The organism is Deinococcus taeanensis, from assembly GCF_020229735.1.
Taxonomy (GTDB): Bacteria; Deinococcota; Deinococci; order Deinococcales; family Deinococcaceae; genus Deinococcus; species Deinococcus taeanensis.
Genome location: NZ_CP083455.1, coordinates 945,533 through 970,081 on the forward strand (window position 1 = coordinate 945,533; position 24,549 = coordinate 970,081).

At 68.7% G+C, this 24,549-nt stretch carries 24 protein-coding genes and 1 tRNA gene; 15 read left to right on the forward strand and 10 right to left on the reverse strand.

Annotated features, from left to right (window positions below):
• Nucleotides 1-85: 85 nt before the first annotated feature.
• The 3 genes from LAJ19_RS04580 to ffh all read right to left on the reverse strand — a co-directional run bounded on the left by LAJ19_RS04580 (nucleotide 86) and on the right by ffh (nucleotide 2,055).
• Entirely contained in the window at nucleotides 86-307 is a 222-nt protein-coding gene (locus tag LAJ19_RS04580) for a MarR family transcriptional regulator (RefSeq protein WP_225477126.1), read from the reverse strand.
• Between the two features lie 221 nt (nucleotides 308-528).
• Nucleotides 529-604, reverse strand: a tRNA-Lys gene (locus LAJ19_RS04585).
• Nucleotides 605-714: 110 nt separating this feature from the next.
• Nucleotides 715-2,055, reverse strand: a complete 1,341-nt coding sequence (ffh, locus tag LAJ19_RS04590; protein WP_225477127.1) for a signal recognition particle protein — start codon at nucleotides 2,053-2,055, stop codon at nucleotides 715-717.
• 618 nt (nucleotides 2,056-2,673) lie between these two features.
• Here ffh and LAJ19_RS04595 point away from each other — a divergent pair.
• The 4 genes from LAJ19_RS04595 (at nucleotide 2,674) to LAJ19_RS04610 (ending at nucleotide 6,134) form a co-directional block, all read left to right on the forward strand.
• The gene (locus LAJ19_RS04595; protein WP_225477128.1) at nucleotides 2,674-3,855 is read left to right on the forward strand and encodes a thiolase family protein; all 1,182 of its coding nucleotides are present in this window, start codon (nucleotides 2,674-2,676) and stop codon (nucleotides 3,853-3,855) included.
• Between the two features lie 5 nt (nucleotides 3,856-3,860).
• Nucleotides 3,861-4,169: a YciI family protein gene (locus tag LAJ19_RS04600; RefSeq protein WP_225477129.1), complete on the forward strand. Its 309-nt coding sequence runs from the start codon at nucleotides 3,861-3,863 to the stop codon at nucleotides 4,167-4,169.
• A 218-nt stretch (nucleotides 4,170-4,387) separates the two neighbouring features.
• Entirely contained in the window at nucleotides 4,388-5,224 is an 837-nt protein-coding gene (locus LAJ19_RS04605; RefSeq protein WP_225477130.1) for a 3-hydroxyacyl-CoA dehydrogenase family protein, read from the forward strand.
• A 67-nt stretch (nucleotides 5,225-5,291) separates the two neighbouring features.
• The gene (locus LAJ19_RS04610; RefSeq protein WP_225477131.1) at nucleotides 5,292-6,134 is read left to right on the forward strand and encodes a hypothetical protein; all 843 of its coding nucleotides are present in this window, start codon (nucleotides 5,292-5,294) and stop codon (nucleotides 6,132-6,134) included.
• A gap of 54 nt (nucleotides 6,135-6,188) precedes the next feature.
• On the opposite strand, the gene LAJ19_RS04615 is transcribed toward LAJ19_RS04610, so the two are convergent.
• Nucleotides 6,189-6,752 carry a peroxidase-related enzyme gene (locus LAJ19_RS04615; protein WP_225477132.1) on the reverse strand — a complete coding sequence of 188 codons (564 nt, stop codon included), beginning with the start codon at nucleotides 6,750-6,752 and terminating at the stop codon, nucleotides 6,189-6,191.
• Between the two features lie 674 nt (nucleotides 6,753-7,426).
• Nucleotides 7,427-8,596 (reverse strand): BMP family ABC transporter substrate-binding protein, encoded by a 1,170-nt coding sequence (locus LAJ19_RS04620; protein ID WP_225477133.1) that lies wholly within the window; start codon nucleotides 8,594-8,596, stop codon nucleotides 7,427-7,429.
• 200 nt (nucleotides 8,597-8,796) lie between these two features.
• Here LAJ19_RS04620 and msrP point away from each other — a divergent pair, with 200 nt between their 5' ends.
• A complete protein-coding gene (gene msrP / locus LAJ19_RS04625; RefSeq protein WP_225477134.1) occupies nucleotides 8,797-9,786 on the forward strand; it encodes a protein-methionine-sulfoxide reductase catalytic subunit MsrP in 990 nt (329 codons plus the stop codon).
• Between the two features lie 2 nt (nucleotides 9,787-9,788).
• Nucleotides 9,789-10,415: a protein-methionine-sulfoxide reductase heme-binding subunit MsrQ gene (msrQ, locus tag LAJ19_RS04630; protein WP_225477135.1), complete on the forward strand. Its 627-nt coding sequence runs from the start codon at nucleotides 9,789-9,791 to the stop codon at nucleotides 10,413-10,415.
• Between the two features lie 111 nt (nucleotides 10,416-10,526).
• Here msrQ and LAJ19_RS04635 read toward each other — a convergent pair whose 3' ends face one another.
• The 5 genes from LAJ19_RS04635 to hspR form a co-directional block, all read right to left on the reverse strand.
• Nucleotides 10,527-11,420, reverse strand: a complete 894-nt coding sequence (locus tag LAJ19_RS04635; protein WP_225477136.1) for an ABC transporter permease — start codon at nucleotides 11,418-11,420, stop codon at nucleotides 10,527-10,529.
• An 82-nt stretch (nucleotides 11,421-11,502) separates the two neighbouring features.
• On the reverse strand, nucleotides 11,503-12,558 hold the full coding sequence (locus LAJ19_RS04640; RefSeq protein WP_225477137.1) for an ABC transporter permease: 1,056 nt from the start codon (nucleotides 12,556-12,558) through the stop codon (nucleotides 11,503-11,505).
• A complete protein-coding gene (locus tag LAJ19_RS04645) occupies nucleotides 12,555-14,111 on the reverse strand; it encodes an ABC transporter ATP-binding protein (RefSeq protein WP_225477138.1) in 1,557 nt (518 codons plus the stop codon). The genes LAJ19_RS04640 and LAJ19_RS04645 overlap by 4 nt, the downstream gene beginning before the upstream one ends.
• Nucleotides 14,112-14,237: 126 nt before the next feature.
• Complete coding sequence (locus LAJ19_RS04650; RefSeq protein ID WP_225477139.1) at nucleotides 14,238-15,077, reverse strand: metallophosphoesterase; 840 nt, start codon at nucleotides 15,075-15,077, stop codon at nucleotides 14,238-14,240.
• Between the two features lie 103 nt (nucleotides 15,078-15,180).
• Nucleotides 15,181-15,876, reverse strand: coding sequence for a heat shock protein transcriptional repressor HspR, fused homodimer type (hspR, locus tag LAJ19_RS04655; RefSeq protein WP_225477140.1), 696 nt, complete (start codon nucleotides 15,874-15,876; stop codon nucleotides 15,181-15,183).
• A 165-nt stretch (nucleotides 15,877-16,041) separates the two neighbouring features.
• Here hspR and LAJ19_RS04660 point away from each other — a divergent pair, with 165 nt between their 5' ends.
• The 9 genes from LAJ19_RS04660 to LAJ19_RS04700 all read left to right on the forward strand — a co-directional run bounded on the left by LAJ19_RS04660 (nucleotide 16,042) and on the right by LAJ19_RS04700 (nucleotide 24,499).
• A complete protein-coding gene (locus LAJ19_RS04660; RefSeq protein WP_225477141.1) occupies nucleotides 16,042-17,400 on the forward strand; it encodes a dipeptidase in 1,359 nt (452 codons plus the stop codon).
• Nucleotides 17,401-17,488: 88 nt separating this feature from the next.
• On the forward strand, nucleotides 17,489-18,064 hold the full coding sequence (purN, locus tag LAJ19_RS04665) for a phosphoribosylglycinamide formyltransferase (RefSeq protein ID WP_225477142.1): 576 nt from the start codon (nucleotides 17,489-17,491) through the stop codon (nucleotides 18,062-18,064).
• A 9-nt stretch (nucleotides 18,065-18,073) separates the two neighbouring features.
• Nucleotides 18,074-18,637, forward strand: coding sequence for a DUF402 domain-containing protein (locus LAJ19_RS04670; protein ID WP_225477143.1), 564 nt, complete (start codon nucleotides 18,074-18,076; stop codon nucleotides 18,635-18,637).
• Between the two features lie 197 nt (nucleotides 18,638-18,834).
• Nucleotides 18,835-19,320, forward strand: a complete 486-nt coding sequence (locus LAJ19_RS04675) for a PaaI family thioesterase (RefSeq protein WP_225477144.1) — start codon at nucleotides 18,835-18,837, stop codon at nucleotides 19,318-19,320.
• A 37-nt stretch (nucleotides 19,321-19,357) separates the two neighbouring features.
• The gene (locus LAJ19_RS04680) at nucleotides 19,358-19,840 is read left to right on the forward strand and encodes an AAA family ATPase (RefSeq protein WP_225477145.1); all 483 of its coding nucleotides are present in this window, start codon (nucleotides 19,358-19,360) and stop codon (nucleotides 19,838-19,840) included.
• A 9-nt stretch (nucleotides 19,841-19,849) separates the two neighbouring features.
• The gene (locus LAJ19_RS04685) at nucleotides 19,850-20,269 is read left to right on the forward strand and encodes a VOC family protein (RefSeq protein ID WP_225477146.1); all 420 of its coding nucleotides are present in this window, start codon (nucleotides 19,850-19,852) and stop codon (nucleotides 20,267-20,269) included.
• A gap of 50 nt (nucleotides 20,270-20,319) precedes the next feature.
• Nucleotides 20,320-20,640: a VanZ family protein gene (locus LAJ19_RS04690; protein ID WP_225477969.1), complete on the forward strand. Its 321-nt coding sequence runs from the start codon at nucleotides 20,320-20,322 to the stop codon at nucleotides 20,638-20,640.
• Between the two features lie 54 nt (nucleotides 20,641-20,694).
• Nucleotides 20,695-21,645, forward strand: coding sequence for an AAA family ATPase (locus LAJ19_RS04695; protein ID WP_225477147.1), 951 nt, complete (start codon nucleotides 20,695-20,697; stop codon nucleotides 21,643-21,645).
• Nucleotides 21,617-24,499: a transglutaminaseTgpA domain-containing protein gene (locus LAJ19_RS04700; RefSeq protein ID WP_225477148.1), complete on the forward strand. Its 2,883-nt coding sequence runs from the start codon at nucleotides 21,617-21,619 to the stop codon at nucleotides 24,497-24,499. Before LAJ19_RS04695 ends, LAJ19_RS04700 begins: the two co-directional genes overlap by 29 nt.
• Nucleotides 24,500-24,549 lie beyond the last annotated feature (50 nt).

The following is a 24,549-nucleotide window of genomic DNA, read 5'->3' on the forward strand; positions in this document are numbered from 1 at the left end:
GCCTCTTTCACGTGCCTGGGCTTCAGGCGACAGGTACGGCCCACTGCGGCTGCCCGGGCATAAGCGTCCAGGCTTCACTTGAAGGTCAGGGGTTCAGACTCCAGAGCGTGGCACTGCCGCCGTACCCGGTCGCTGCCTGCGGCGACACCAGCTGCGCCGTATGCAGTTCCTCAAGAGCCTGCTGCACCTCGGCCGCCGGTGCACTCACAAGGCTGGACAGATCGTCAGCACTGTGGGGTTTAGGAGCGTCCTGCTGCAACTGCTTCAGCACGCGCGCCGCAACAGAACCAAGGGCAGGAGAGGTCATGCGGCAGTGTACGCCGCAGGTCCCGGAAGCCGGATTTCAGTTCACTTCATCACCAGCCAGGCGGGCACAACGTTGACCTGCTCTGCCCGATCAGGGTGAGGCCGGTGCGTCATCCGTTCGCATCAACTGGGGAGCAGCGCCAGTTATCGCACGGCAGTGGACCCACCGCCGTTCCTCTCCCATGCCAAAGCAAGAATCCCCGCCGAAGACGGGGATTTTCCTGGTGGGTCGTGTAGGACTTGAACCTACAACCCGCTGATTAAAAGTCAGCTGCTCTACCGATTGAGCTAACGACCCGCTTCGCTTCGTGCCGTGTGGGCGCGTTCTCAGCGGGAGTGAGTATATGGGGAGCAGGCGGGAGTGTCAACACCCGGGCATCGCGTGAGGTCTGCCCGGGCGGTGACGGCTCAGCGCTTCAGGCTGGGGGGAACGTTCGGCATGCGGGGCGGTTTCATGCCTTTGCCGCCACCCCCACTCATGCGCTGCAGCATCTTCATCATGTCCTTCATCTGCTCGTGCATCTTCAGAAGCTTGTTGATGTCCTGCACGGTGTGGCCGCTCCCCGCCGCGATCCGTTTGCGTCGGCGCCCATCAATGATCTTGGGATTCCGGCGCTCCTTGAGCGTCATGGAGCTGATCATCGCGTCAATCCGCTGAATCTGCTTCTCGTCCACGTTGAACCCTTCGGGCAGGGCGCGACTCATGCCAGGAATGAGTTTCAGCAGGTCCCCCAGGGGCCCCATCTTGCGGATCTGACGCAGCTGGACGAGCAGGTCCTCCAGGTCAAAATCCCCGGGCTTCTTGACTTCCATGGCTTTCAGGTCGGCCTGCTGGGCGCGCTCGATCAGACCCAGTACGTCTCCCATCCCCAGGATGCGGCCCGCCACCCGGTCCGGGTGAAAGGGTTCCAGACCGCTGAGTTTCTCACTCGTCCCGGCAAAGTAGATGGGCTTACCGGTGACGCTACGCGCAGACAGGGCCGCGCCACCGCGGGCATCTCCGTCCATTTTCGTGATGACGAGGCCCGTAACGTTCACGCGCTGGTCAAAGGTCTGCGCGACGTTCAGTGCCTCCTGACCGGTCATGGCATCCACGACCAGCAGGCTCTCGGTGGGCTGCATGACGCGCTGCAGGTCCGCCAGTTGATCCATGAGCGCCTCGTCAATCTGGAGGCGGCCCGCGGTGTCCACGATCACGAGGTCACGGTAGTCAGTGCGCAGGTGCTCATCCACCCGGCGCCGGGTCTCATCGGGGCGTTCACCATCAGCGACCTTCAGGACAGGAACCCCCACCTGCCGGGCCAGAACCTCAAGCTGGTCGCGCGCCGCCGGACGCTGCGTATCAGCCGCGACGAGCAGCACGCGCCGGCCCTTGCTCTTGTACAGCTGCGCGAGCTTCCCGGCGCTGGTGGTTTTCCCTGCGCCCTGCAGACCCACCATGAACCACACGTTGCCGTCCTGCTTCAGCTCCGGCTGCGCTGTTCTTGCGCCCAGCGTTTCGATCAGTTCGTCATGCACGAGCTTCACAACGGTCTGACCGGCATTCAGGCTGCCCAGCACCTCCTGCCCAACGGCCTTTTCACTGACCTTCGCCACGAAATCCTTGGCAACCCCGAAGTTCACGTCGGCTTCCAGCAGCGCCATGCGGATCTCGCGCATAGCGGCTTTCACCTGCGCCTCGGTCAGCTGGCGTTCCTTACCGACCCGGTCCAGAATGTCCTGCAACTTGTTGCCCAGGGACTCAAACATGCTGCGAGGCTACCACGCACGGGAAAAGGCGTCTGTGCCGCCCGCACCGCGGGCCTGGGCGCCCCCGGTCGCGCGCCTGCTCACTCCGTCGTGAGAGTGACGCCTTCCGCCCGGCCCGGACGATCCGGCGGGCCAGCACCGTCACGCTCTGGCCGTGGCCGGGGGCTCAACTGTACCTGCTGAGCCTGCTGTCATTCTTTCGCGAGCAGAACCTTGGCCGTGGATTCGAGCTGTAGTGCGCGTGCCAGGCCGGACTCTGCCTGGTACCGCGCACACAAGTGCCGGAAAAGGTCGCCGGGCACTTCGTGTTCGGCCATACGGAGAAACTCGCCGCCTTGCTTGAAGTCGTGCGCCCTCTCGCAGCACTTAACGAGGTGAACCTGGGGCCGTAGCCGACCCATGCAGGGGCGAATGGATTCGCCCACACCAGACATGGGGTGTGTACGGTTGCTGCGTCTGGCAAGGTCCGGTCGGCGCGAGCTTTCGTGCTGTAAAACATCGATTCGCTGTCTGATCAGGCCCTCAGAGCGCTGGAGACTGATGACAAGCCGGGAGAGAGGCTGGTCTTGCTGGACGAAAAACTAACGGTCGTTAGGGACGCCGCGCTATGCTGCGCCCATGAGCAAAGCAGTCATCGTCGCGGCCAGCCGCACCCCCACCGGCAAGTTCCTCGGGACTCTGGAAAGCGTGAGTGCCGTGCAGCTTGGCGCCCTTACCCTCCAGGACACCCTGCGCCGCAGCGGCCTGAGCGCCGACCTCATCCAGGAAGTGATTATGGGACAGGTGGTGCAGGCCGGCTGCGGCCAGAACCCCGCCCGGCAGGCCGCCCTGAAAGCCGGCCTCTCCCACGAGGTCGGCGCGCTCACCATCAATAAGGTGTGCGGCAGCGGCCTGAAAGCCGTCATCCTGGCCGCGCAGAGCGTCCGTGCCGGCGACCAGCACGCCGTTCTGGCCGGCGGTATGGAAAGCATGAGCAACGCCCCGCACCTTCTCCCGCAGGCGCGCAAAGGCTACCGTCTGGGGCACGCGCAGGTACTTGACGCGAACACACACGACGGCCTGTGGTGCTCCATTAACGACGAAGGCATGGGCCTCACCGGGGAACGCGTCGCTGACAAGTACGGTATCGGCCGTCAGGAACAGGACGCCTACGCCACCGCCAGCCACCAGAAGGCCATCGCCGCGCAACAGGCCGGCCGCTTCACCGACGAGATTGTGCCCGTCACCGTCAAGGGCCGCAAAGGCGACACCGTCGTCGACACTGACGAAGGTCCGCGCGCCGACACCAGCGAAGACAGCCTCGCCCGACTGAAACCTGCCTTCCGGCAGGAGGGCAGCGTCACTGCTGGCAACGCCCCCGGCCTGAACGACGGCGCCGCCAGCCTCATGATCGTCAGCGACGACTTCGCCCAGGCCCATGGCCTCACTCCGCTCGCGGAAATCACCGGGTACGCCACCGGCGGCCTCGCGCCCGAATGGGTCATGATGACGCCCGTTCCTGCCACACAGAAACTCCTCCAGCAGCTTGGCATGCAGACCAGCGACATCGACCTGTGGGAACTCAATGAAGCCTTCAGCGTCCAGAGCCTCGCGGTGCAGAGGGAACTGGGCCTGGACACCGCGCGTGTGAACGTCAACGGCGGTGCGGTTGCCCTCGGCCACCCCATCGGCGCCAGTGGCGCCCGCATCCTGGTGACGCTCCTGCACGCCCTGAAGCAGCAGAACAAGGAAACGGGCGTCGCGACCCTCTGCATGGGGGGCGGCAACGGCCTTGCCCTCGCCGTCAAGCGGGTAGGCTGAGCGGCATGACCACCCTCTGGATCATCGAAAGCACGTACCTCAAACCCGCCGCCGACATCGCTCAGGTGACCCCCGCGCACCGCGAATGGCTCGACCAGCACTACCGCAGCGGCGTCTTCCTCACCAGTGGCCGCAAGGTCGACAACACCGGCGGGATGATTGTCGCCCGCGCCGCCACCCTTCAGGAACTCGTGGACCTCTTCGACCACGACCCCTTTGTGCAGGCCGGCTGCTCCCGGTACAAATACACGGCCTTCAACCCTGTCAAACGCGGCCGGGACGTGAACCTTGAGGGTGTCCCTCTGGTGGACTGAGACGCGCCCTGAGTTCAGCCGCTGCTGAGAGCAGATCACCCTTCTGGCCCCGCGGGGGCCAATGGGGACGCCCGGTCGGCAATCATCTCGCAGTGCCCCAGGTCTGGTGCAGGCGCAGTCGCACACGCTCAAAGGCTCCACCTGCCAGCCAGGACCCCTGACGCTGCTGGCTGGCCTCAACGACGCACTTCCATCGTGCTGGGAAAAGGAGTTCAACCATGAAATTCGGTGTTATTGGAGCAGGACAGATGGGCGGCGGCATAGCACAGGTGGCCGCGCAGAGCGGCTTTGACGTGCTCGTGCAGGACATGAAACAGGAATTCCTTGACCGGGGCAGGGCGGTCATACAGAAATCACTGGCCAAACTGCACGAGAAAGGCCGACTCCCCGACGTGCCAGAAGCGGTGCTGGCGAGAATTCAGTTCACCACGAACCTGACGGACTTCGCGGACTGCGATCTTGTCGTGGAGGCCATCGTGGAGAACGAACGCGTGAAAGCCGACCTGTTTCGGCAACTGGGGCAGATCGTGAAGCCTGAAGGCGTGCTGGCCAGCAACACCAGCAGCATCCCGATTACGGCCCTCGCGAGTGCCTCAGGCCGCCCGGACCGCTTCATCGGCATGCACTTCATGAACCCCGTGCCCCTCATGCAACTCGTTGAGGTCATCCGCGGGTACAGCACCAGCGACGCCACCGCACAGTACGTAACGGAAACCGCCCACAAAATGGGCAAAACTCCCCTCGCCTGCAACGACTTCCCAGGCTTCGTAAGCAACCGCATTCTGATGCCCATGCTGAACGAAGCCATCCAGTGCGTCATGGAAGGCGTAGCGGAACCCGAAGCGATCGACGGGATCATGAAACTCGGCATGAATCACCCCATGGGCCCCCTCACCCTGGCGGATTTCATTGGCCTGGACACCTGCCTCGCCATCATGGAAGTGCTGCATCAGGGCCTGGGCGACGACAAGTACCGCCCCAGCCCCCTGCTGCGGAAAATGGTCCAGGCAGGCCTGCTGGGCCGCAAGAGCGGGCAAGGCTTCTACTCATACTGAACGAACGCGAAGCAGCCCAACCGCTTGGTGAGTTTTGCCTCACAGTGATGTGTTAGAACGTGATCCGATGAACAGAATCAAACGATTGGCATTTCTGATGGGTATGGCTGCCACTGCAGCCTGGAGCGGTTCGGCCTCGGCCGCAGACCTGCGCCTGAGTGTGGGGAGCAGTCTGGGATTGTCCTGCCAGGTGGCCAGTGCTCGGGTGGCGCTGGAACAGGACCGGTTTGGTGTGTTCGGGGAAGGTGCGTACTGCCTCAGCAACGTAGAGGGCCAGTCGGGCCGTGGCGCGTTCGATGCAGGGCTGACTGTCAATCTGCTTCGGGCCGGGCCGGTCACCGGGTACGTTCTGGGTGGTGTGGGGCGGCAGGCAAGTTCTACGGTGACGTTCGCCGGGGTGGGCGCCCGGTATGGGATTGCCCTCATTCCAGTCGAAGGGTTTGTGGAAGCTGGCGTGCAACGCATTAATACGGCCCTTCAGCCGGTAGTGGGGCCGCGGTTCAATCTGGGGCTGACTTACCGCATGAACGTCGGTGACCTCAGCCGCTATGGTGCGCCCGCTGCCACCGCAGGGACTGACTTCAGTGGTGCTGGAACCGGCGCACCGGAACAGTGCAACCTGACTCCGGAACAGGACGCCGCCGCGGCCAAAGCAGCGACAGTGGCTGCCGCCAATGAGGCTCTGTCCGCGCTGGCAAGTTCATATTCAGCCGGTTTCTCAAGCTTTGCCTATCAGGTCAATGTGGGAGGGGTCAGCATCAATGGAAACGCTGCTACGGTGAGTGGCAGCGTCACCATCAGCCTGACCAGCCGCGGCAGTGGTGAACGGACCACGGATACATTCCCGGGATCAGTGAACCTTGTACGTTCTGGCTGTGGCTGGCGCGCCATAGGGTACACCCGAGGCTGACCCCCTTATTGGAGAGCCAGGCGCAATGCCTGGCTCTCCAGTTCCTTTAATGCTTTAGCGCCCCTGCTGGTGGTACTCGGTGTTGGGCTGGAAGCCCAGGGCGCTGCTGACACGGTTGGTCATGTTGAACATGCCGATCACCTGCGTGGCTTCGAGAATCTCGTGGTCATTCAGCCCTGCCTGTTTCAGGGGGTACAGATCCTGTTCGGTCATGTCGGCGGGCGTGAGAGTCAGCTTCTCTGCAAAGGCGCACAGGGCGGCCTGACGAGGGTCAAGACGCGCGTGGCGCCAGTTGACGGCAACGGTGTCGGCCAGGATGGGGTCGCCGGTGCAGGTGCGCAGGGCGGCGCCGTGTGACACGGCGCAGTACACGCAGCGGTTCAGGCCGCTGACGACCACGGCAAGCATTTCCCGTTCGGCGTTGCTGAGGTGGCCTTCGCGGTTGACGAGAAGGTTGAAGTTCGTCCACCAGGCAAGGAACTGCTCGGCATTCAGGGCCTGCGCGCGGAACACATTGGGAATAAACCCGAGGTTCGCTTCGGCTTTCTGCCAGAGTTTCAGTACGCCTTCGTGGGTGTGGTCCTCGGTCGGGACAGCCAGCCAGGAGATTCGATTCATGGGTCTTCAGCGTACGGGACATGGCCTCACCGGGCGCATGAGGGCATTGGTCTGTCCGTTGTAGGCGAACGTGTCTGGTCTGGAACCGCGTGAGGGACGACGACCTGTGGAGAGCGGTGGGCTGTCCGTGCGCTGTCGTTGGCGTGGCGGATGCAGACGTTCCAACTGGACGCACTGCTACCGACACAAGCGCATATGGATCACGTGGGGAGCGCGTTTCGGGAAACCTGACAGGGGTGCACGCGCTGACGGACCCTCTGGAGTTCCGGTGCTGGTGGGGAAGTGCACAGCCTGCCGGGCCCGGAGGGCCAACCGGGAGTGTGGTGCCCGGTGTTGTGCACAGGGACGTGCTGGTCCGTGCGTCTCGAGCCGTGCAGGCTGGACGGGATGGGTCGGGGCAGCGTGCTGATGACGCGGTGGTGGGGGTTTCCGGTACCCGCTCCTCTCCTGCGCCCCGCGTTTATTGCGGACCACGGCGGAGCCCTGCGCACGTTGAGGGCAGAGGGAAGCCCGGACCTGAGGAAGACCCGGCCTGGGCATGGTCCAGTGCTGGATCGTGCACAGGTGCGGGTATGTGCAGGGCGTGACGACGGAGCCACGCACGCGGCTGATGCGTAACAGGAACGGGCGGGACTGGGGGAAGACCCCGGTCCCGCCCGCGTGGGCCTTGCGGTTTACTTCTTGGGTTCGTCGGCCACCTGGCCGGTCACGCCGGGCGCCACCCATGACATGTTGTTCAGGTCCGCGGGGCTGGCGACCTTGCCGGCGGGAACGCGGAGGATGCCGTTACGGTCCTTGAGTGGGCCGGTGTAGGGATCAAACCTGCCGCCTTTTTCCATCTCGGTTTTCAGGGCCATGACACGGTCGTACACACTGACCTTCTTGCCGTTCACGGTGATCATGCGGGCTTTCAGGGCAGGGACCCACTTGGGGTTGATGGCCATGCTGTCCTGCGCGCCCAGTTCGACGCTGCCGCCTTTCAGGAGGTTCCAGTAGTCGACGTTCTGGAGATTCTTGTTGGTGTATTTGCCGCTGTGGACCTTACTCAGGAAGTCGATGTAGATCTTTTCCCAGTGCACCAGCTGGCCGCTGACGACGTAGTCCGGCGCGAACTTGTACATCGGGGTGTAGTGCGCGAACACTGGAATCTTGCGGGCGCCCGCGGTTTGCACGACAGTGGCCGTGTCCTCGGTGAAGGCCAGTGCGCCGGCGCCCTCGCTGATCAGGGCTTCGGCGGCTTCGCGGGCCTTGTTCGGATCGAACCACGCGTTGATCCACTTGACGCTCACGGTCGCCTTGGGGTTCACGGCGCGGGCGCCCAGGGCGAAGGCGCTGATGTGGCGCTTGAGTTCCGGCACGGGGAAAGCGCCGACGTAGCCGAGCTTGTCGGTTTTGCTGACGGCGGCCGCCATCATGCCGTTGAGGTAGTACAGCTGGTAGAAGTCCGCCATGTACGTGGCGAGGTTCGGGGCGCGCTTGAAGCCGCTGGCATGCGCGAAGATCACGTTCGGGTACTTTTTGGCTGCTTCGGCCGTCTGGTCCATGAAGCCGAAGGAGGTGGTGAAGATCACTTGGCAGTTGTCCTTCACCAGGCGGTCGATAACGGGCGTGGCCTGACCTTCGGGTACGCTTTCCACGTACTTCGTTTCGAGCCACGGCAGGGCCTTCTCGCTGAGTTTGCGGGCCTGGTCGTGCGCGTAGCTCCAGCCGATATCGCCAACCGGGCCGACGTAAATGAAGCAGGCTTTGAGTTTGCCGCTCTGCTGGGCCTGCGCGGCGGGACCGGCGGCGGTGCTGAGGAGGGCCAGGGACAGGGGCAGGACAGCAAGAAGTGCTTTTTTCATGGTGGACCTCCAGGGTCAGGGCAACGCGGATGAAGTCGTCGCCTTTATTCTGACTTCATTCCACCGTCGAGAATAGGGCCGCGCGCGGCAGATGCCCAGGTATTGCGGGGGGGGCGGTGGCGGGACAACCGGTGCGTTCGGCAACGGTTGACTGAACCGATCAGGCGCATCCTGCATACAGCTGCATACAGGAGGGCGCCATGACTGATCCCCGCACGCCACACGATTCCCCCGAGGAGCGCCGCATTCTCGCGCCGGACAGTGCCGTTCATCCGCGCCGTGAGTTTCTGCGCAGCGCCGCGCTGTTCACGGTCACGGCCGGCGCGCTGGGCGGCGGCCTGGAACTCCTGACCCGCCGGCCCGGCGCTGGCAGCGCGGAGGCGCAGGGCGTCCCGTTCACGCGCCCCGCACGGCCCCTCGGACCGTACGACACGGCAGAGCCCATCACGCCGTACGCGCAGGCCACCACGTACAACAACTTCTACGAGTTCGGTACGGATAAGAGCGACCCGGCCCGCATGGCCGCCACCCTCCGGCCCCGCCCGTGGACTGTCCGGATTGACGGTGAGGTGCGCAAGGCGCAGACGGTGGACATGGACACCCTGCAATCGTGGTTCCCACTGGAGGACCGGGTGTACCGCATGCGCTGCGTGGAAGGCTGGAGCATGGTTATGCCCTGGCTGGGCTTCCCGCTCGCGAGCCTGATCCGCCGCGTGGAGCCCACCAGCAAGGCCCGGTACGTGCAGTTCACGGCCCTGCTGGACCCCAAGCAGCTGCCCGGTCAGCGGCAGCAGGTGCTTGAGTGGCCGTACGTGGAAGGTCTGCGTCTCGATGAGGCCCTGCACCCCCTGGCCTTCATGGCGGTCGGCCTGGACGGCCGCGTGCTGCCGGGTCAGAACGGCGCGCCCCTGCGCCTCGCGGTTCCGTGGAAGTACGGCTTCAAGAGCATCAAGAGCATTGTCCGGATCACGCTTACCGAGAAGCAGCCCCGCACCACCTGGGCGCTCGCCGCTCCGCAGGAATATGGGTTCTACGCGAACGTGAACCCCGGCGTGCCTCACCCCCGCTGGAGTCAGGCGACGGAGCGCCGCATCGGCGAACTGGGACGCCGCAAGACCCTGCCGTTCAACGGGTACGCCGAGCAGGTTGCCGGCCTGTACAAGGGCATGGACCTGAGGAAATTCTACTGACCGTGTCCCGCACCCCGCGCCGGTCCGGCCTGAGCTGGCTCCCGCCAGCCATCTTGGCCGGTGGCCTGCTTCCTGTCGCGGTGCTGCTGCTTGACGCCGCGACCGGAGGGCTTGGTGCCAATCCCATCCAGCGGGCCACCCTTCAGACGGGGCTGCTCACCCTGACGCTGCTGGTCTTGTCCCTGGCCTGCACGCCCCTGCGCCTCCTGACCGGCTGGACCTGGCCTGCACGGATCCGGAAGACCCTGGGCCTGCTGGCGTTCGGGTACGCGGTCCTGCATTTCCTGATCTACCTGTTCGACCACGGCTTTGACCTGGGGCTCATGACCGACGACGTCGTGAAGCGCCCATTCATCACGGCCGGCTTCACCGCGCTGCTGCTGCTGCTGCCCCTGGCGCTGACCAGCACGCCCCGCGCCGTGACACGCCTGGGCTTCCAGCGCTGGACGCGGCTGCACCAGCTGGCGTACGCGGCCGTCAGCGTGGGGGTCCTCCACTACTACTGGGGGGTGAAGAAGGACCACACCCCGCCGCTGATCTACGCGGGTGTGATCGCGGCGCTGTTCCTCGTGCGTTTCCTGTGGCGGCGCCCGGCCCGCCGCGCCGCGCGTCCCGTTCCGAGGCCCTGAAGTCTGCCTGGAGACGCGGGGCCCGCCGACAAGTTTGGCGGGCTCCCTGCACATGTTCTGTCTGGTCCCTGCCCGGCAGCCGGCCAGGACTGGCTGGCGCCTGGACGACGCTCAGCGTTCCCCACGGACGTAGGCGCGGCCCAGCGCCGCCGGAGCGTCGCCCGCCTGACCACGCAGGCCCGCCAGGGCCAGCACCACCAGCACCAGCACGAACGGCATGGCGCTGAACACCTCGGTGGGCACGCCACTGTTGCCCTGAAGGCGGAACTGCAGGTAGAACAGAAACCCGAAAAACAGCGCGCCGGCGATGGCCCGCAGGGGCCGCCAGCCCACGAAAATCACGAGCGCCACCGCAATCCAGCCCAGGCCGCCGGTCATGTTGTCGGCCCAGGAGGACCGGTATGACAGGGCCAGGAACGCCCCAGCCAGTCCGGCCAGCGCGCCGCCCCCAAGCACCGCCAGCACCCGCACCAGCCCGACGTTCACGCCCAGAACGTCTGCCGCCGCCGGGTTCTCCCCGACGGACCGCAGCGTCAGGCCCGAGCGGGTGGCGCTCAGCCAGAACGCCATCAGCCCGGCGAGGACAAGAGCCGCGACAGTAAACGGGCTGATCGTGAAGCTGCCCAGCGTCCAGTCAGGCACCTTGTTGAACAGAGGCAGACCCTCGAACTTCTTGCCGAGCAGCCCGGCCGCGCCGGTGCCGATCAGGGCCAGGGCCAGTCCGCTCACGAACTGGTTGGCGCGCAGGGTCACGGTGGCGAAGGCATGCACCGCGCCCAGAGCGGCGCCGGCGAGCAGCGCCGCCCCCACGGCGAGCCACAGGCTGGCGTCCGGACTGGCCGACGCGACGGCAAACGCCGCCAGGGCGCCCACCGCCATCAGGCCCTCCACGCCCAGATTCACGACGCCCGCCCGTTCATTCAGGATGGCGCCCAGGCAGGCCAGCAGGAGTGGTGTGCCCACCGCCAGGGCGCGCACCAGGGCTTCAATGACGATCGTTTCCATCAGCGGACCTCCAGGCGCAGGGGAGAGGACAGCGTGCCGGCCCTGAGGCGCGCCGTCCGGAATTCACGCGGGGCCGCGGGGCTCACGCGCCCCTCCACTGCACACGGTGGCGGACGAAGACCTCGGAGGCGATCAGGCACAGCAGGATCACGCCGGAGAACACGTCCACCACCCGGAACGGGAGGTTCAGGTCGATTTTCAGCAGGTCGCCCCCCGCGAGGATCACGGCCATGAGCGGCGCCGTAAGCAGGCACAGGGCAGGGTTGCCGCGCGCCAGCCACGCCACGATCACGGCCGTGAACCCGTACCCGAGGCTGATCTGTCCCGCTTCGAGCAGGCGGTGGTGAATCCCGGCCACCTCGCCTGCGCCAGCCAGGCCGGCCAGCCCCCCGGTGAGCAGCGCCACCAGGGTGGCAATCCGGGCGCTGCTGAGCCCGGCGTAACGCGCCGCGCCGGGATTCTCTCCCACGACGCGCAGCGCGTACCCGAACGTGGAACGCGTCAGCAGCCACTGCAATCCCAGGGCGAGCAGGACGCCCAGCACCAGCGTGGGCCAGTGCACCTGGGTGCCGCCCAGTGTGGGCAGCCACCCGGCCGGTGCGAAGGTATCGGTGTAGATGTAGCCGCGCACGTCCTTGCCCTTCCAGGGTCCGGCGATCAGGTACGTGACCAGCGCCACCGCCACGTAGTTCAGCATGAGGGTGGAGAGAATCTCGTTCACGTTCACGCGCCGCAGGCCCGCCGCAATCAGCGCCCACAGGCCGCCGCCCACGAACCCGGCCGCGAACATCACCGGGAGCAGCAGCGGGCCTGGCAGCGGCACGAACAGCGCCGTGCCCGCCGCGAACACTGCGCCCAGCAGCAGCTGGCCTTCTGCACCGATGTTGAAGAACTGCGCGCGGAACGCCAGGGCCAGCCCCGCACCGACCAGCAGCAGCGGAATGGTGCGCCGTCCCACCTCAGCCAGGCCGGTGGGGTCCCCCAGCGTGCCGCGCAGCATGGTGCCGTACACCAGGCCCGGGGCCTGCCCGGCGAGCCTGAACACCAGCGCGCAGATCAGCAGCGCCGCCACGACCGACGCCACGGTAACGAGGGCCGTGCGGGCCGCCGAGGGCGCCGCAATCGCTGTGAACCTCACGCCACCCCCCCCTGGTCCGCACCCGGAACGCTGCGCGGGTGAGCGCCGCCCATCAGGAGCCCCAGCGACTCCCGCGTGACCTCCGCGGCAGGGAACGGCCCCAGCAGCTGCCCGCCCACCATGACGCCCACCCGGTCGGACAGGCTCAGCAGTTCATCGAGGTCCTCACTGACCAGCAGCACGCCCGCGCCGTCCTGCGTGCGTTCCAGCAGCACCCGGTGCACCTGATCCGTCGCGCCGATGTCCAGACCGTACGTGGGATGCACCGCCAGGATCAGTTTCGGCTGTCCGGCCAGTTCGCGCGCCAGGATCAGCTTCTGGATGTTCCCGCCGGAAAGCAGACGCGTGGGCGTATGAATGCCGGGGGTCGCCACGGCGTAGGTGTCCACGTCCTGCCGGGCGCGTTCGTCGGTGGCGCGCAGGTCACGGACCAGGCCGCGCGCCAGGGGCGCGCGGTCGTACTCGCGCAGCGCAAGGTTCTCCGCGACCGTCATGCTCGGAACGGTGCCACTGTGAATGCGGTCCTCGGGAATGTGGGCCACGCCGGCGCGGAAGCGCGCTGCGGCGCCTCCGGCCAGTGCCTGCCCGTCGAGCGTGACCGCGCCGGTCGCGGCATGCAGGCCGGCCAGGACCTCGACAAGTTCACTCTGGCCGTTCCCGGCGATGCCGGCCACGCCGAGCACCTCGCCGCGGCGCAGGGTGAAGCTCACGCCGCGCAGCGCCGGCAGGCCCCGCGCGCCGAGCGCGCACAGGTCACGCACGTCCAGCAGTGCGTCCGTCCCGGGGTCACCGCTTCGCTTGCGGGTGAAGTCCACGCTGCGGCCCACCATCAGTTCCGCCAGGCTCTCGCGGGTGGCGCCGGCCGTGGGCACGCCTCCCACGACCCGGCCGCGCCGCAGGACCGTCACGCGGTCAGCGACGGCCAGCACCTCGTCGAGCTTGTGCGAGATGAAGATCAGACTGCGGCCATCGGCGCGCAGTTCACGCATCACCCGGAAGAGCCCCTCTGCCTCCTGCGGCGTGAGGACACTCGTGGGCTCATCCAGAATCAGGACGCGCGCGCCGCCCAGCAGTGCCCGCACGATCTCCACCCGCTGCTTCTCCCCGGGCGAGAGGCTGGCCACCCGCGCCTGCGGGTCCACTTCCAGCCCGTACTGCTGGGACAGGGCCCGCACGCGCTCCGCGACGCGCCGGGCCGGGAACAGGCCGCCCGTTCCTCCGAGCGCCAGATTCTCCGCGACGGTGTGCCGCGCGACGAGCAGCGGGTGCTGCGGCACCAGCCCGATGCCCAGCCGCAGCGCCTGCGCCGGGCTGGCGATCCGCACCGGTCGCCCCGCAAGTTCCACCGTGCCCTCGTCTGGCTGGTACAGGCCGTACAGGATGGAGATCAGGGTGCTTTTGCCCGCGCCGTTCTCGCCGAGCAGGGCGAGCACTTCGCCCTCGTGGACGGTCAGGTCCACGCCGTCGTTGGCAGTGACACCCGGGAAGCGTTTGGTGATGCCGCGCAACCTCAGCGCGGGTGGGCTGGAATCAGGAGGGGTAACGTGCGTCAAGGGAGGTCCTTTCGCCGGACGGGGGAATCACCCGCAGGTTCCCTTCACGGGCCCTTCACCCGGCGCTGCGCCCAGCCTAGGCCATCCGGCTGCTGAACACCTGATCCCCCCCAGGCAGCGCGAGCGTCAGTAGAGGGCGCCGCCACTCGGAAATGACACCACTTCGGCCAGGCCCTGCCGGTCAAGGCGCGCAATGAACCCTGCGTCATCGCGGTACGCCATGCCGCTGTCCAGCGCCAGGCACAGCCGGTTCGCGTACGGAATGGGCGCCCCGGCCCCCAGCGTCGGCCCGTGCAGGTGCTCATCAAGCAGCACGTACACCGGCGTGTGCCCGTGCGCGATCCGTTCCCCGCCGAAGACTTCCAGCGTCCGGCGGGCCTTGCGTTCTCCTTCGCCCAGCACGAACGCGTAACGCTCCGTGAACCAGTTCAGGAACAGGCCCCACTCGTCGGCGTCCGGTGCGGACAGTATCCGCGTGACCTCGGAGTTCACCTCGTCCACACTGGTGCCCAGCCGCACGTACATCTGGCTGTCCGCGTGGATCAGCAGCCAGCCGTCCACCTGCACCATGGCCGGCCGGGCCGCGAGCCACCCCAGATCCCCGGGCTCCAGCAGGTCCGCGTCGCGGATCTGCCCGCCGTTCTCCAGCCAGTACTCCCGGAAGCCCAGGCGGTCCTGCGGGTCCTGCCGCTGAAACACCAGGGCGGCCATGAACATCACCTCGTGGTTGCCCAGCAGCGCCGTGACCTGCCCGCCCGCCGCGTGCGCCTGCCCTTCCAGCTGGCGGACCAGGCGGATGACCTCCAGGCCCTGCGCTCCGCGGTCCACGTAATCGCCCAGGAACACCAGGTGGGCGTCGCCGCCCGTCCACGCGCCGTCGAAATCGATCAGGCCGGCGCGCAGCAGCATGGCGCGCAGCTTGGTGTACGCGCCGTGAATGTCCCCCACCACCCACAGGGGCCTCAAGGGTGCCTCCGGCAGGCCGGCGCGGCAGTCCGGATCAGGGCGGAGCGGGGCACGCTGCGCAGCATACGGCCCTCCGGGCGGCCTGTGCACCCCGGCGGTGGCCTCACGCGTTCCCCTCCGGCAGGGTGCGCCACTTCGTCATGCGGTCCGTGATGTCCTCCTGAATGCGGCGCACGTTGTGCTCCAGCCCGGAGCGCGTGGCATCCAGCTGATGGCGCAGCCGCATGATTTCCTCGACGCCCGCGAGGTTCACGCCGAGTTCCTGCGTCAGGCGGCGGATTTCACGCAGGTGCTCGATGTCCCGTTCGCTGTACAGCCGCGTCTTGCCGCTGCTGCGCCCAGGCCGGATCAGCTGTTTGCGTTCGTACAGCCGCAGGGTCTGGGGGTGCATGTCCACCAGTTCCGCCGCGATGGAAATCACGTACACCGGACGGTCCCTGGGGTCCAGCCGGCCATCCGGGGCGGGCAGCGCGTCGGGCCGCTGGGCCTGCTCGCGCAGTTCACCTTCGAGCCGCTCGATTTCCGCCTCGAACTCGCCCTGAATGTCATCAAGTTCGTGCTGGAGCCGCATGACCTCCTCGACGCCCGCGAGGTTCACGCCGAGTTCCTGCGTCAGGCGGCGGATTTCACGCAGGTGCTCGATGTCCCGTTCGCTGTACAGCCGCGTCTTGCCGCTGCTTCTGCCCGGACGGATCAGGCCCTTGCGTTCGTACAGCCGCAGGGTCTGGGGGTGCATGTCCACCAGTTCCGCCGCCACGGAAATCACGTACACGGGCCGATGTTTGGCGTCAGAGGGCATAACTTCTCCTGAGTATACGGGAAGCAGTGTTTCTGAGACCGTGACAGCCTCCGCGCCTGCGCCGGCACGCTCAGCACACCTGCCGCCCCGCCGCCCGGTTTCCTGACCGTGCCGGCGGATCATGAAAGCCGGACGCCCGGGGCGCGCAGCCCGTATCATCCACGCATGACCACGCCCGACCTGAGTGCCCTGCTCAACCGTGAACAGGCCAACGCGGAACTGTTCGACCTGCTGCGTCTTCCCTCCGTGAGTGCCGACCCCACCCACCGGGCCGACATGGCGCTGACCGCCGAGTTCCTGCGCGCCAAGCTCGCCGGGATGGGCTTCACGGTCCGCGTGGACCCCACCCCCGGGCACCCTGTCGTGTACGCCGAGCGCCTGAACGCCCCGGGCAGACCCACCGTGCTGATCTACGGGCACTACGACGTGCAGCCCGAAGCGCCCCTGGAAGAGTGGATCACCCCGCCTTTCGAACCCACCATCCGTGACGGGCGCATCTACGCGCGCGGCAGCACCGACGACAAGGGCCAGGCGTACGCGCACGTCAAGGGCGTGGAACTGCTGCTCGCCCAGGGGGAACTGCCCGTCAACGTGAAGTTCCTGCTTGAAGGCGAGGAGGAGATCGGCAGTCCGAATCTCGAACCGTACCTCGCGCAGCACGCCGACGAACTCAAAGCCGACGTGATCGTGATCAGCGACGGCAGCCGCTTCGCGCCGGACGTGCCCACCATCACCTACGGCGTGCGCGGCCTCAGCTACGTGGAAATTCACGTGCAGGGCGCCAACCGCGACTTGCACAGCGGCAGCTACGGCGGCGCGGCGCCCAACCCCATCAACGCCCTCGCGGAGATCATCACGCGCCTCAAGGACGACCAGGGGCGCGTCACGATTCCCGGCTTCTACGACGGCATCGACGAACTGACCAGCGAGGAACGTCAGATGTGGGCCAGCCTCCCACACCGCGATGACGAGTTCGCCGCCAGTATCGGCGTGCCCGCCCTGCCCGGCGAGGCCGGCTACAGCACACTCGAGCGTCTGTGGGGCCGCCCCACCCTCGACGTGAACGGCATCTGGGGCGGCTACCAGGGCGAGGGCAGCAAGACCGTCATCGCGGCCAAGGCCGGCGCGAAGGTCAGCATGCGCCTCGTGCCCGGCCAGGACCCCGAACGCATCACCCGCCTGATCAGCGAGTACGTGCCCACCCTGGCCCCGGCCGGCACGACGGCCACGGTTGTTCCGCACCACGGCGGCCGTCCCTTCAAGTTCAGCCTGAACAGCCCCTTCAACCAGGCGGCCAACCGCGCCCTGCACCGCGTGTACGGCCGTGAGGCCGTGTTCGCCCGCACCGGCGGGAGCATCCCGATCGTGGCGGCGTTCAACGACCTGCTGCACGCGCCGGTGCTGTTCGTGGACATGGGCCTGAACGAGGACGCCCCCCACAGCCCCAACGAGAGCTTCGCGGTCACCGACTACCACAACGGCATCCTGACCAGCGCGTACCTGCTGCAGGAGCTCGGGCAGTGAACGCCCGGGGGCCCGTGAAGCGGACGGCAGCCTGGGCCTGGACGGCCCGGGCCGTCACGCCGCACGCCACGCCCCCCGCGGGTCGCCTGTGAAGCTTGGGTTCCTCGCGTCGCACGGCGGGAGTGCGGCGCGGCACCTCGTGAACGCCTGTCGCAGCGGCGACCTGAACGCCACGCCAGCCGCGCTGATCAGCAACAACAGCCGCTCGCCGGCCCTCGCGTGGGCACGTGAGGCGGGCCTGCAGGTCGCGCACCTCAGCAGCGCGCGCCACCCCGACCCGGATGACCTGGACCGCGCCATCTGCGAGTTCCTGGTGAAGGCCGGGGCGGACACGCTGGTGCTGAGCGGTTACATGCGGGAGATCGGTCCGCGTGTCCTGTCGCACTTCGCGGGGCGTCTGGTGAACATTCACCCCAGCCTGCTGCCCCGCCACGGCGGCCGCGGCATGTACGGCGACCGCGTGCACGAGAGCGTCCTGGCGTCCGGCGACGCGGAGAGCGGCGCAACCGTGCACCTGGTGACCGCCGGGATCGATGAAGGCCCGGTGCTCGCGCAGGCGCGCGTTCCCGTGCTGCCCGGCGATGATCTTGCCAGCCTCAAGGCGCGCGTCCAGGCACTTGAGGGGGACCTGATGCTGCGCGCCGTGCGTGGCCTGGGCGGGTAGGGTCCGGGCGTGAAACGCAAGGTGTTCGACCTGCGGCCCTGGCCGCGCGTCACGGCCCACACGCAGACGCACCTGCGCGTGCCGGGCCACGTGATCGTGGATTACGAGGCCCATGCGGTCCTGCGCCCGCTGGACGTGCCTGTGCCAGGGCACGCGGGCACGCAGCGCGTCCTGGACAACGGGTACCGCTGGGTGCGGGTGCATCCCACAGGCACTGGCGAGGGCGTGCCTGGCAGCGCCCTCACTGCGCAGCTGAACCCGGCGGGGCGGCCCGTGCAGTTCTACGTGGACCTGCACGGCGGGGAAGGCGTGCACGAGAGCGGCCTGCCCTGGCACGACGACCTGTACCTCGACGTGATTGCCCACCCGGCCGGGCAGGACCCCTGGGCGGTGGATGCCACGACCGTCATTGACGGCGACGAACTGGAAGACGCCGTGCAGGCGGGCCTCGTGAGTCCGGAGGTGGCCGCGGCCACCTGGGCACACGCCCGGCGGGTCGAGGCCGAGCTCCGGACGGGCACCTACCCGCCGCTTGCCGTGCTGCGCCGGTACCTGGAAGACCCTTACACCTGAACCTGAAGGTGGTCCCGGAGGAATGAGAGGAAGATGCCTCCTGCCGGGGAGCCCCCGGTGCGGGGGGAAGGCCGAGCGGTGAGGTTCCGGGCTGTGGTCCTGCACCGGGTGGGTTGCCCAATGCTTCGTGCGGTCCGGTCATCATCGCCCTATACTTGAACTCAGTTCAAAATCCCGCGCTGTTCCGGAGGACCCGCATGACCCAGACCACCCCCCTGCCCGCCTTCGCCGCCGACACCGTCAAACAGGCGCTGCACGCCATTCCCATGAACGCCACAGTCGGCGTGCAGATCACGGACGTGGGGGCCGGCTGGGCCACAGGCGCCGCGCCCGACACCGCGCCCTTCCGCAACCACCTGGGCACCATTCACGCCGGCGTGCAGTTCCTGCTGGCCGAAGCTGTCAGCGGCGCCGCCTTCGCCGGGGCGTTCGCCGCCCAGCTGCACCAGGCCGTGCCCCTCATCGAAAAACTCGAAACCCACTACGTCAGCCGCGCCGCAGGCAACCTGACCGCCCGCGCCGAAACGGCGGACCCCGCCGCCCTGTCTGCCGCGCACGCCGAGTACGCCCGTGACGGCCGCGCCCGCCTGGTCCTGAACGTCACCGTGCAGGACGCTGAAGGCAAGGACGTCATGCGCGCCGTCGCACACTGGTACCTGCGCGCCCGCCCCCAGGCCCTCTGACCCGCGCCGGACCAAGCCTGCCATCCTGATCACTGGCATGTCCGGCACCGGGAAAACCACGACCCTGCGGGAACTCGCCCGGCGCGGGCACCGCACTGTGGACACCGACGACGAATGGAACGAATGGAGAACTGCGCCTGACGGCCCAGACTGGGTGTGGCGCGAGGACCGCATTCAGGCCCTGCTTGACACCGCCGGGCCCGCCCCTCTGATCCTGAGCGGCTGCCACAGCAACCAGGGCCTCTTTCACCGGCAATTCCAGGCTGTGGTGCCCCTCAGCGCCCCCCTGCCGGTGCTGCTCACCCGCGTGCAGGCCAGCATCACCACCTCCCACCGAAGACCGCGCCCGCACCGCGGACCACGTCAGCTGGGTCGAGCCGCTGCTGCGCCACACCGCGACCACCGAACTGAACACCGACACCCTGGCGCCAGCGCAGGTGGCCGACCGGATCGAGGCGCTGTTCTTCCCGCCGGCGCCCTGAGCGGCCTCAGGTGGTCCGGGTTGGCCTGCATGCTCTAGCCTGCAGGCATGACTGCCCTGCTGCTGGATCACGTGGCCATCGCCACGCCGGACCTCGACGCGGGTTCAGCGCCCTACGACGCGCTGGGCCTGCACCCCGAAGGCCCGGATGAGGACGTCCCCACCCAGGGCGTGCGCGTGCGCGCCTACCAGGTGGGGGAGACCCTGATCGAGCTGCTGATGCCCACCCGCCCGGACAGCCCAATCGCCGCGTTCCTGGAGCGCCGGGGACCCGGCCTGCACCACACGGCGTACCGCGTCGCAAACCTGACTGCCGAGATGACGCGCCTGAAGGCCCAAGGAGCCCGTTTCCTGCAGGACGCCCCCACACCGGGCCGCGCGGGCTCACAGGTGGCCTTCCTGCACCCCAGATGGGGCCAGGGCACCCTGATCGAACTGGTCGAGCACCCCGCCGGCAGGCACCCTTGAACGCCGCGCGCCGCGCCCGGCCCGCGTGGTGGCTGCCGGCCCTGGCGGTTATGGGTGTCATCTGGTGGCTCAGCGGGCAGCCCCGCACCCCCGGCCCACCCCTGGCGCACCCGCTGGACTGGGCGGCGCACTTCCTGGCGTACCTCGCGCTGGGCTTCACGCTGGGCCGCGCCACCGGCCGCCCGGGCGCCGCGTGGGTGGTCGCCGCGTGGTTCGGCGCGCTCGATGAAATTCATCAGGCCTTCGTGCCACCCCGGGAAGCGGGCGTGCAAGACTGGCTGTTCGACGCGGCCGGCGCGTGGCTGGGGGCACGCCTCGCCACGAGCCGCGTCCCGGCACCTCTGGAGGCGCCGGGCGTTCACGTGACCTGAAGCCCGGGCGCCGCGTCGCAGTCTTGTCAGAGGGGTCCCTGTAGGCTGCCGGTCATGACCACCGCCGCCCGCCTCTCGCCGGAGCACGCCAGCCACGCGGCGGCCCTCCAGGCGGCCCTCACGCAACTGGACCGGGTGATCCTGGGGAAGGGCCGGCAGATCCGGCTGGCCGTCGCGTGCCTCCTGGCGCGCGGCCACCTGCTCATCGAGGACCAGCCCGGCGTCGGCAAGACCACCCTGGCCCAGGCGCTGGCCCGCACGTGCGGCCTGCACTTCCGCCGGGTGCAGTTCACGGCCGACCTGCTTCCCGCCGACCTGACCGGCGTCTCCATCTGGGACGCCCAGACCAGCGCCTTCCGGTTCATGGAGGGCCCGGTGTTCAGTGAACTGCTGCTCGCCGACGAGATCAACCGCGCCACGCCCCGCACGCAGGGCGCGCTGCTGGAAGCCATGGAGGAACGTCAGGTGTCCGAGGGCGGCGTGACCCGCCCGCTGCCCGAACCGTTCTTCGTGATCGCCACGCAGAACCCCGCGGCGTTCGTGGGCACCAGTCCCCTGCCCGAAGCGCAGCTCGACCGCTTCCTGATGACCGTCACGCTGGGCTACCCGGACCCGCGCGCCGAACGGCAACTGCTGGAAACCGGGGGCCGCAGCAGCACCGTGCGCGACCTGGGCGCCGTCCTGAACGCTGGCACGCTGCTGGGCATGCAGGCCGAGGTGGACGCCGTGCACGCCGCCGCGCCCCTGTTGGACTACCTGCAGCTGCTGGCGCGCGCCACCCGCGAGCATCCCGCCCTGATGGGCGGACTCAGCCCACGTGGGCTGCTGGCCCTGCTGGCCGCCGCGCGCGCCTGGGCGTACCTGCACGGGCGTGCCATGGTTCTCCCGGACGACGTGCAGGCAGTGTTCCCGGCGCTGGCCATCCACCGCCTGACCCGGCGCGACCCGTCCGTGAACGTGGAGGAGGTCGTCAGCCGTGTCCTGGCGGACATCCCGATCCCCTGACGCTCCGCCGGACCGCGCCGCGGGCCTGTGGCCCACAGGGTTCGGGGTGGCGTTCCTGCTGCTGATCCTGCTGACCCTGGTCGGCTGCGTCAACTACGGCCTGAGCCTGGGCTACGGCCTGACTTTCCTGCTGGGCGGCATGTGGGTTCTGTCGGCCGCGCAGGCCCTGCGCGCCGCGCGGAACGTCAGCGTTACCGTGCAGGCCCCACCCCCCGTGCTGGCCGGTGCCGACGCCCCATTCAGCGTGGCTGCGGCCCCCGGTGCGGACGGGGTGCTGCAGGTCCGGCTGCGCGGCCCGGGCCGCGCCGCGCAGCGCAGCGCCCCCCTGCGCGCCGGCGCGCCCCTGACCCTCACGGTGCCTCTGCCCGCCCCGGTCCGCGGGCCCGTGACCGTGAAGGTCACGCTGCACGCCCTGGACCGGCTGGGCCTGTGGCGCGTGACCCTGCCCGCCCCCGCCCCGCTGACCACCCTGGCGCACCCCGTGCCGGAAAGCGCCCCCCCGTCGGTGCCGGACCGCGCCGCGCCGGACACCGGGAACGGCGCGGCCCGCACCCGTGGCGACGAGGATTTCGCCGGGCTGCGCCCATTCACCCCCGGCGACTCGCCGCGGCAGGTGTCGTGGCGGCACGTGGCCCGCACCGGGCAGCTGCTCACCCGTGAAACCGACGCCGCCCGCGGCGAGGCCATCCTGCTTGACTGGCGTGATACGCACGGCGACGACGAAACCCGCCTGGCCCGCCTGAGTGCCTGGGTGCACGCGCTGCACGCCGCCGGACGCCCATACGCCCTGCACCTCCCCGGGGAGAGCGTGCCTGCCGGGCGAGGCGAACCTCACCGGCTGGCCGTGCACAACGCCCTGGCCCTGCACGCCCCTCTGCCGGTCCCGCCCCCAGCCCCATCTCGCTCTGCTCTCTCTGCCGCGCTGGACCGCCAAGCCCTGCTGTGGACCCTGCTGGCCCTGACGCTCACGCTGCTGCCCTGGGTCACGCGCATGCCGGTGTGGAACACCGCCCTGGTTGCCGCGCTGCTGGGCCACACCCTGCTGCGTGGGCAGCCCATCCGCCCCGGGCGGGTGGCAGTCCAGCCGCTTCCCACCTGGCTGCTGGCCCTGCTGGCCGTGGCCGGCGGGGCCGCCCTGAACGCCACGTACGGCACACTGCTGGGCCGCGACGCCGGCACGGCCTTCCTGACCCTGCTCGTCGCGCTGAAAACCGCCGAAACCCGCACCCGCCGGGACGGACAGCTGCTCGTCACGCTGGGCCTGTTTCTCACCAGCACCCAGTATTTCTTCAGCCAGGGGCCCCTCTCCGCCGCGTTCACCGTGCTGGCCGCCGCCGCACTCCTCGCGGCGGCCAGCACCTGGGTGAGCCCTGCGCCGCCCCTGACCTGGCCGCGCGTGGGAGGACGGCTGGGCCGCGTGGTCCGCCTGATGGCGCTGGCCACGCCGCTCGCCGCCGCGCTGTTCGTGCTGTTCCCGCGCCCCCAGCAGCCCCTGTGGCAACTGCCCGTGCAGGGCCAGGCGCTCACGGGCCTGGGCAGCGAGGTCCGCGCCGGGTCCTTCACGAACCTCGCGCAGAGTGATGCAGTGGCCTTCCGCGCCGACTTCCAGGACGCCGTGCCCGGCCCCACGGACCGCTACTGGCGCGGACCTGTCCTGGAAGCGTACGACGGTGAGGCCTGGAAGCAGGTGAGAGGCAGCGCCGCCGCACCCAGCATCGAGGCGACCGGCGCGCCGATCACGTACGCCCTGACCCTGGAACCCAGCGGCACGCCCTGGCTGCTGGCGCTTGATGCGCCCGTGCGCGTTCCGGACGGGGCCTTCATCAGCGGGGCCTTCCAGGCGGTCACGCTCCGCTTCGTCACCTCCCGGCGCCGCGTGGAACTCGTCAGCCAGCCCGCCCTGCTCGGCCGCCGCGAAGACCAGAACCGGCTGGCATTCAACCAGCAGCTGCCCCACGGCCAGAGCCCCCGCGCCCTGACCCTCGGGCAGTCCTGGCAGGCCCTGGCCCCGGAGGCCCGCGTGCAGGCCGCCCTCACCTTCCTGCGCAAAGGCAACTACCGCTACACCCTGGCCCCGGCCCTCCTGCCCGAACAGGACCGCGTGGACGCCTTCCTGTTCGGCACGCGCGAAGGATTCTGCGAACACTACGCCAGTGCGTTCGCCTTCCTGATGCGCGCCAGCGGCCTGAGCGCCCGCGTCGTCACCGGCTACCTGGGCGGCGAGGTGAACCCAGACGGCGGGTACCTGATCATCCGGCAGCGCGACGCCCACGCCTGGACCGAAGTGTGGCTGCCTGACCGCGGCTGGGTGCGCGTAGACCCCACCGCCGAAATCGCCCCTGCCCGTCGGAACGCGGACGTGCGCACCGCCCTGAGCAGCCCCGTTGCCGCCGCCCCCCGCGCACCCGGCACACTTGAACGCCTGCGCCTGCGGCTCGACGCCCTGCAGAACCGCTGGAACGACCTCGTCGTGGATTACGACGGACAGGCGCAGGCCGCGCTGCTCGAACGCGCCGGCCTGCGCGGTCTGGGCCCAGGAGGGCTGCTGTGGCTGCTGTTCCCCGTGACGCTCGCCACGCTGCTGCCGGCATGGTTCACGCTGCGCCGCCGCGCCCGCCCGGCCGACCCGGCCAGCCGCGCCCTGCAGGACCTGACCGGGCGGCTGCGCGTACCACGCGCCCCCGGTGAGACCCCCACTGCGTACGTCAGCCGGGTCACGCAGACCCGCCCCGACCTGACCGCTCCTCTTCAAGCTGTGCTGGCCGCCTACCACGCGGCGCGGTACGCTCCAGGCGACCCGGCACCCGCCCTGCGCGCCCTGAAGGCCGCCGTGCGGGCCCTGCCCCGCCGCTGATGGGGGCGAGGCAGGCAACCCGCGTTACCGTTCCCCCCCGCGTCCGGGCA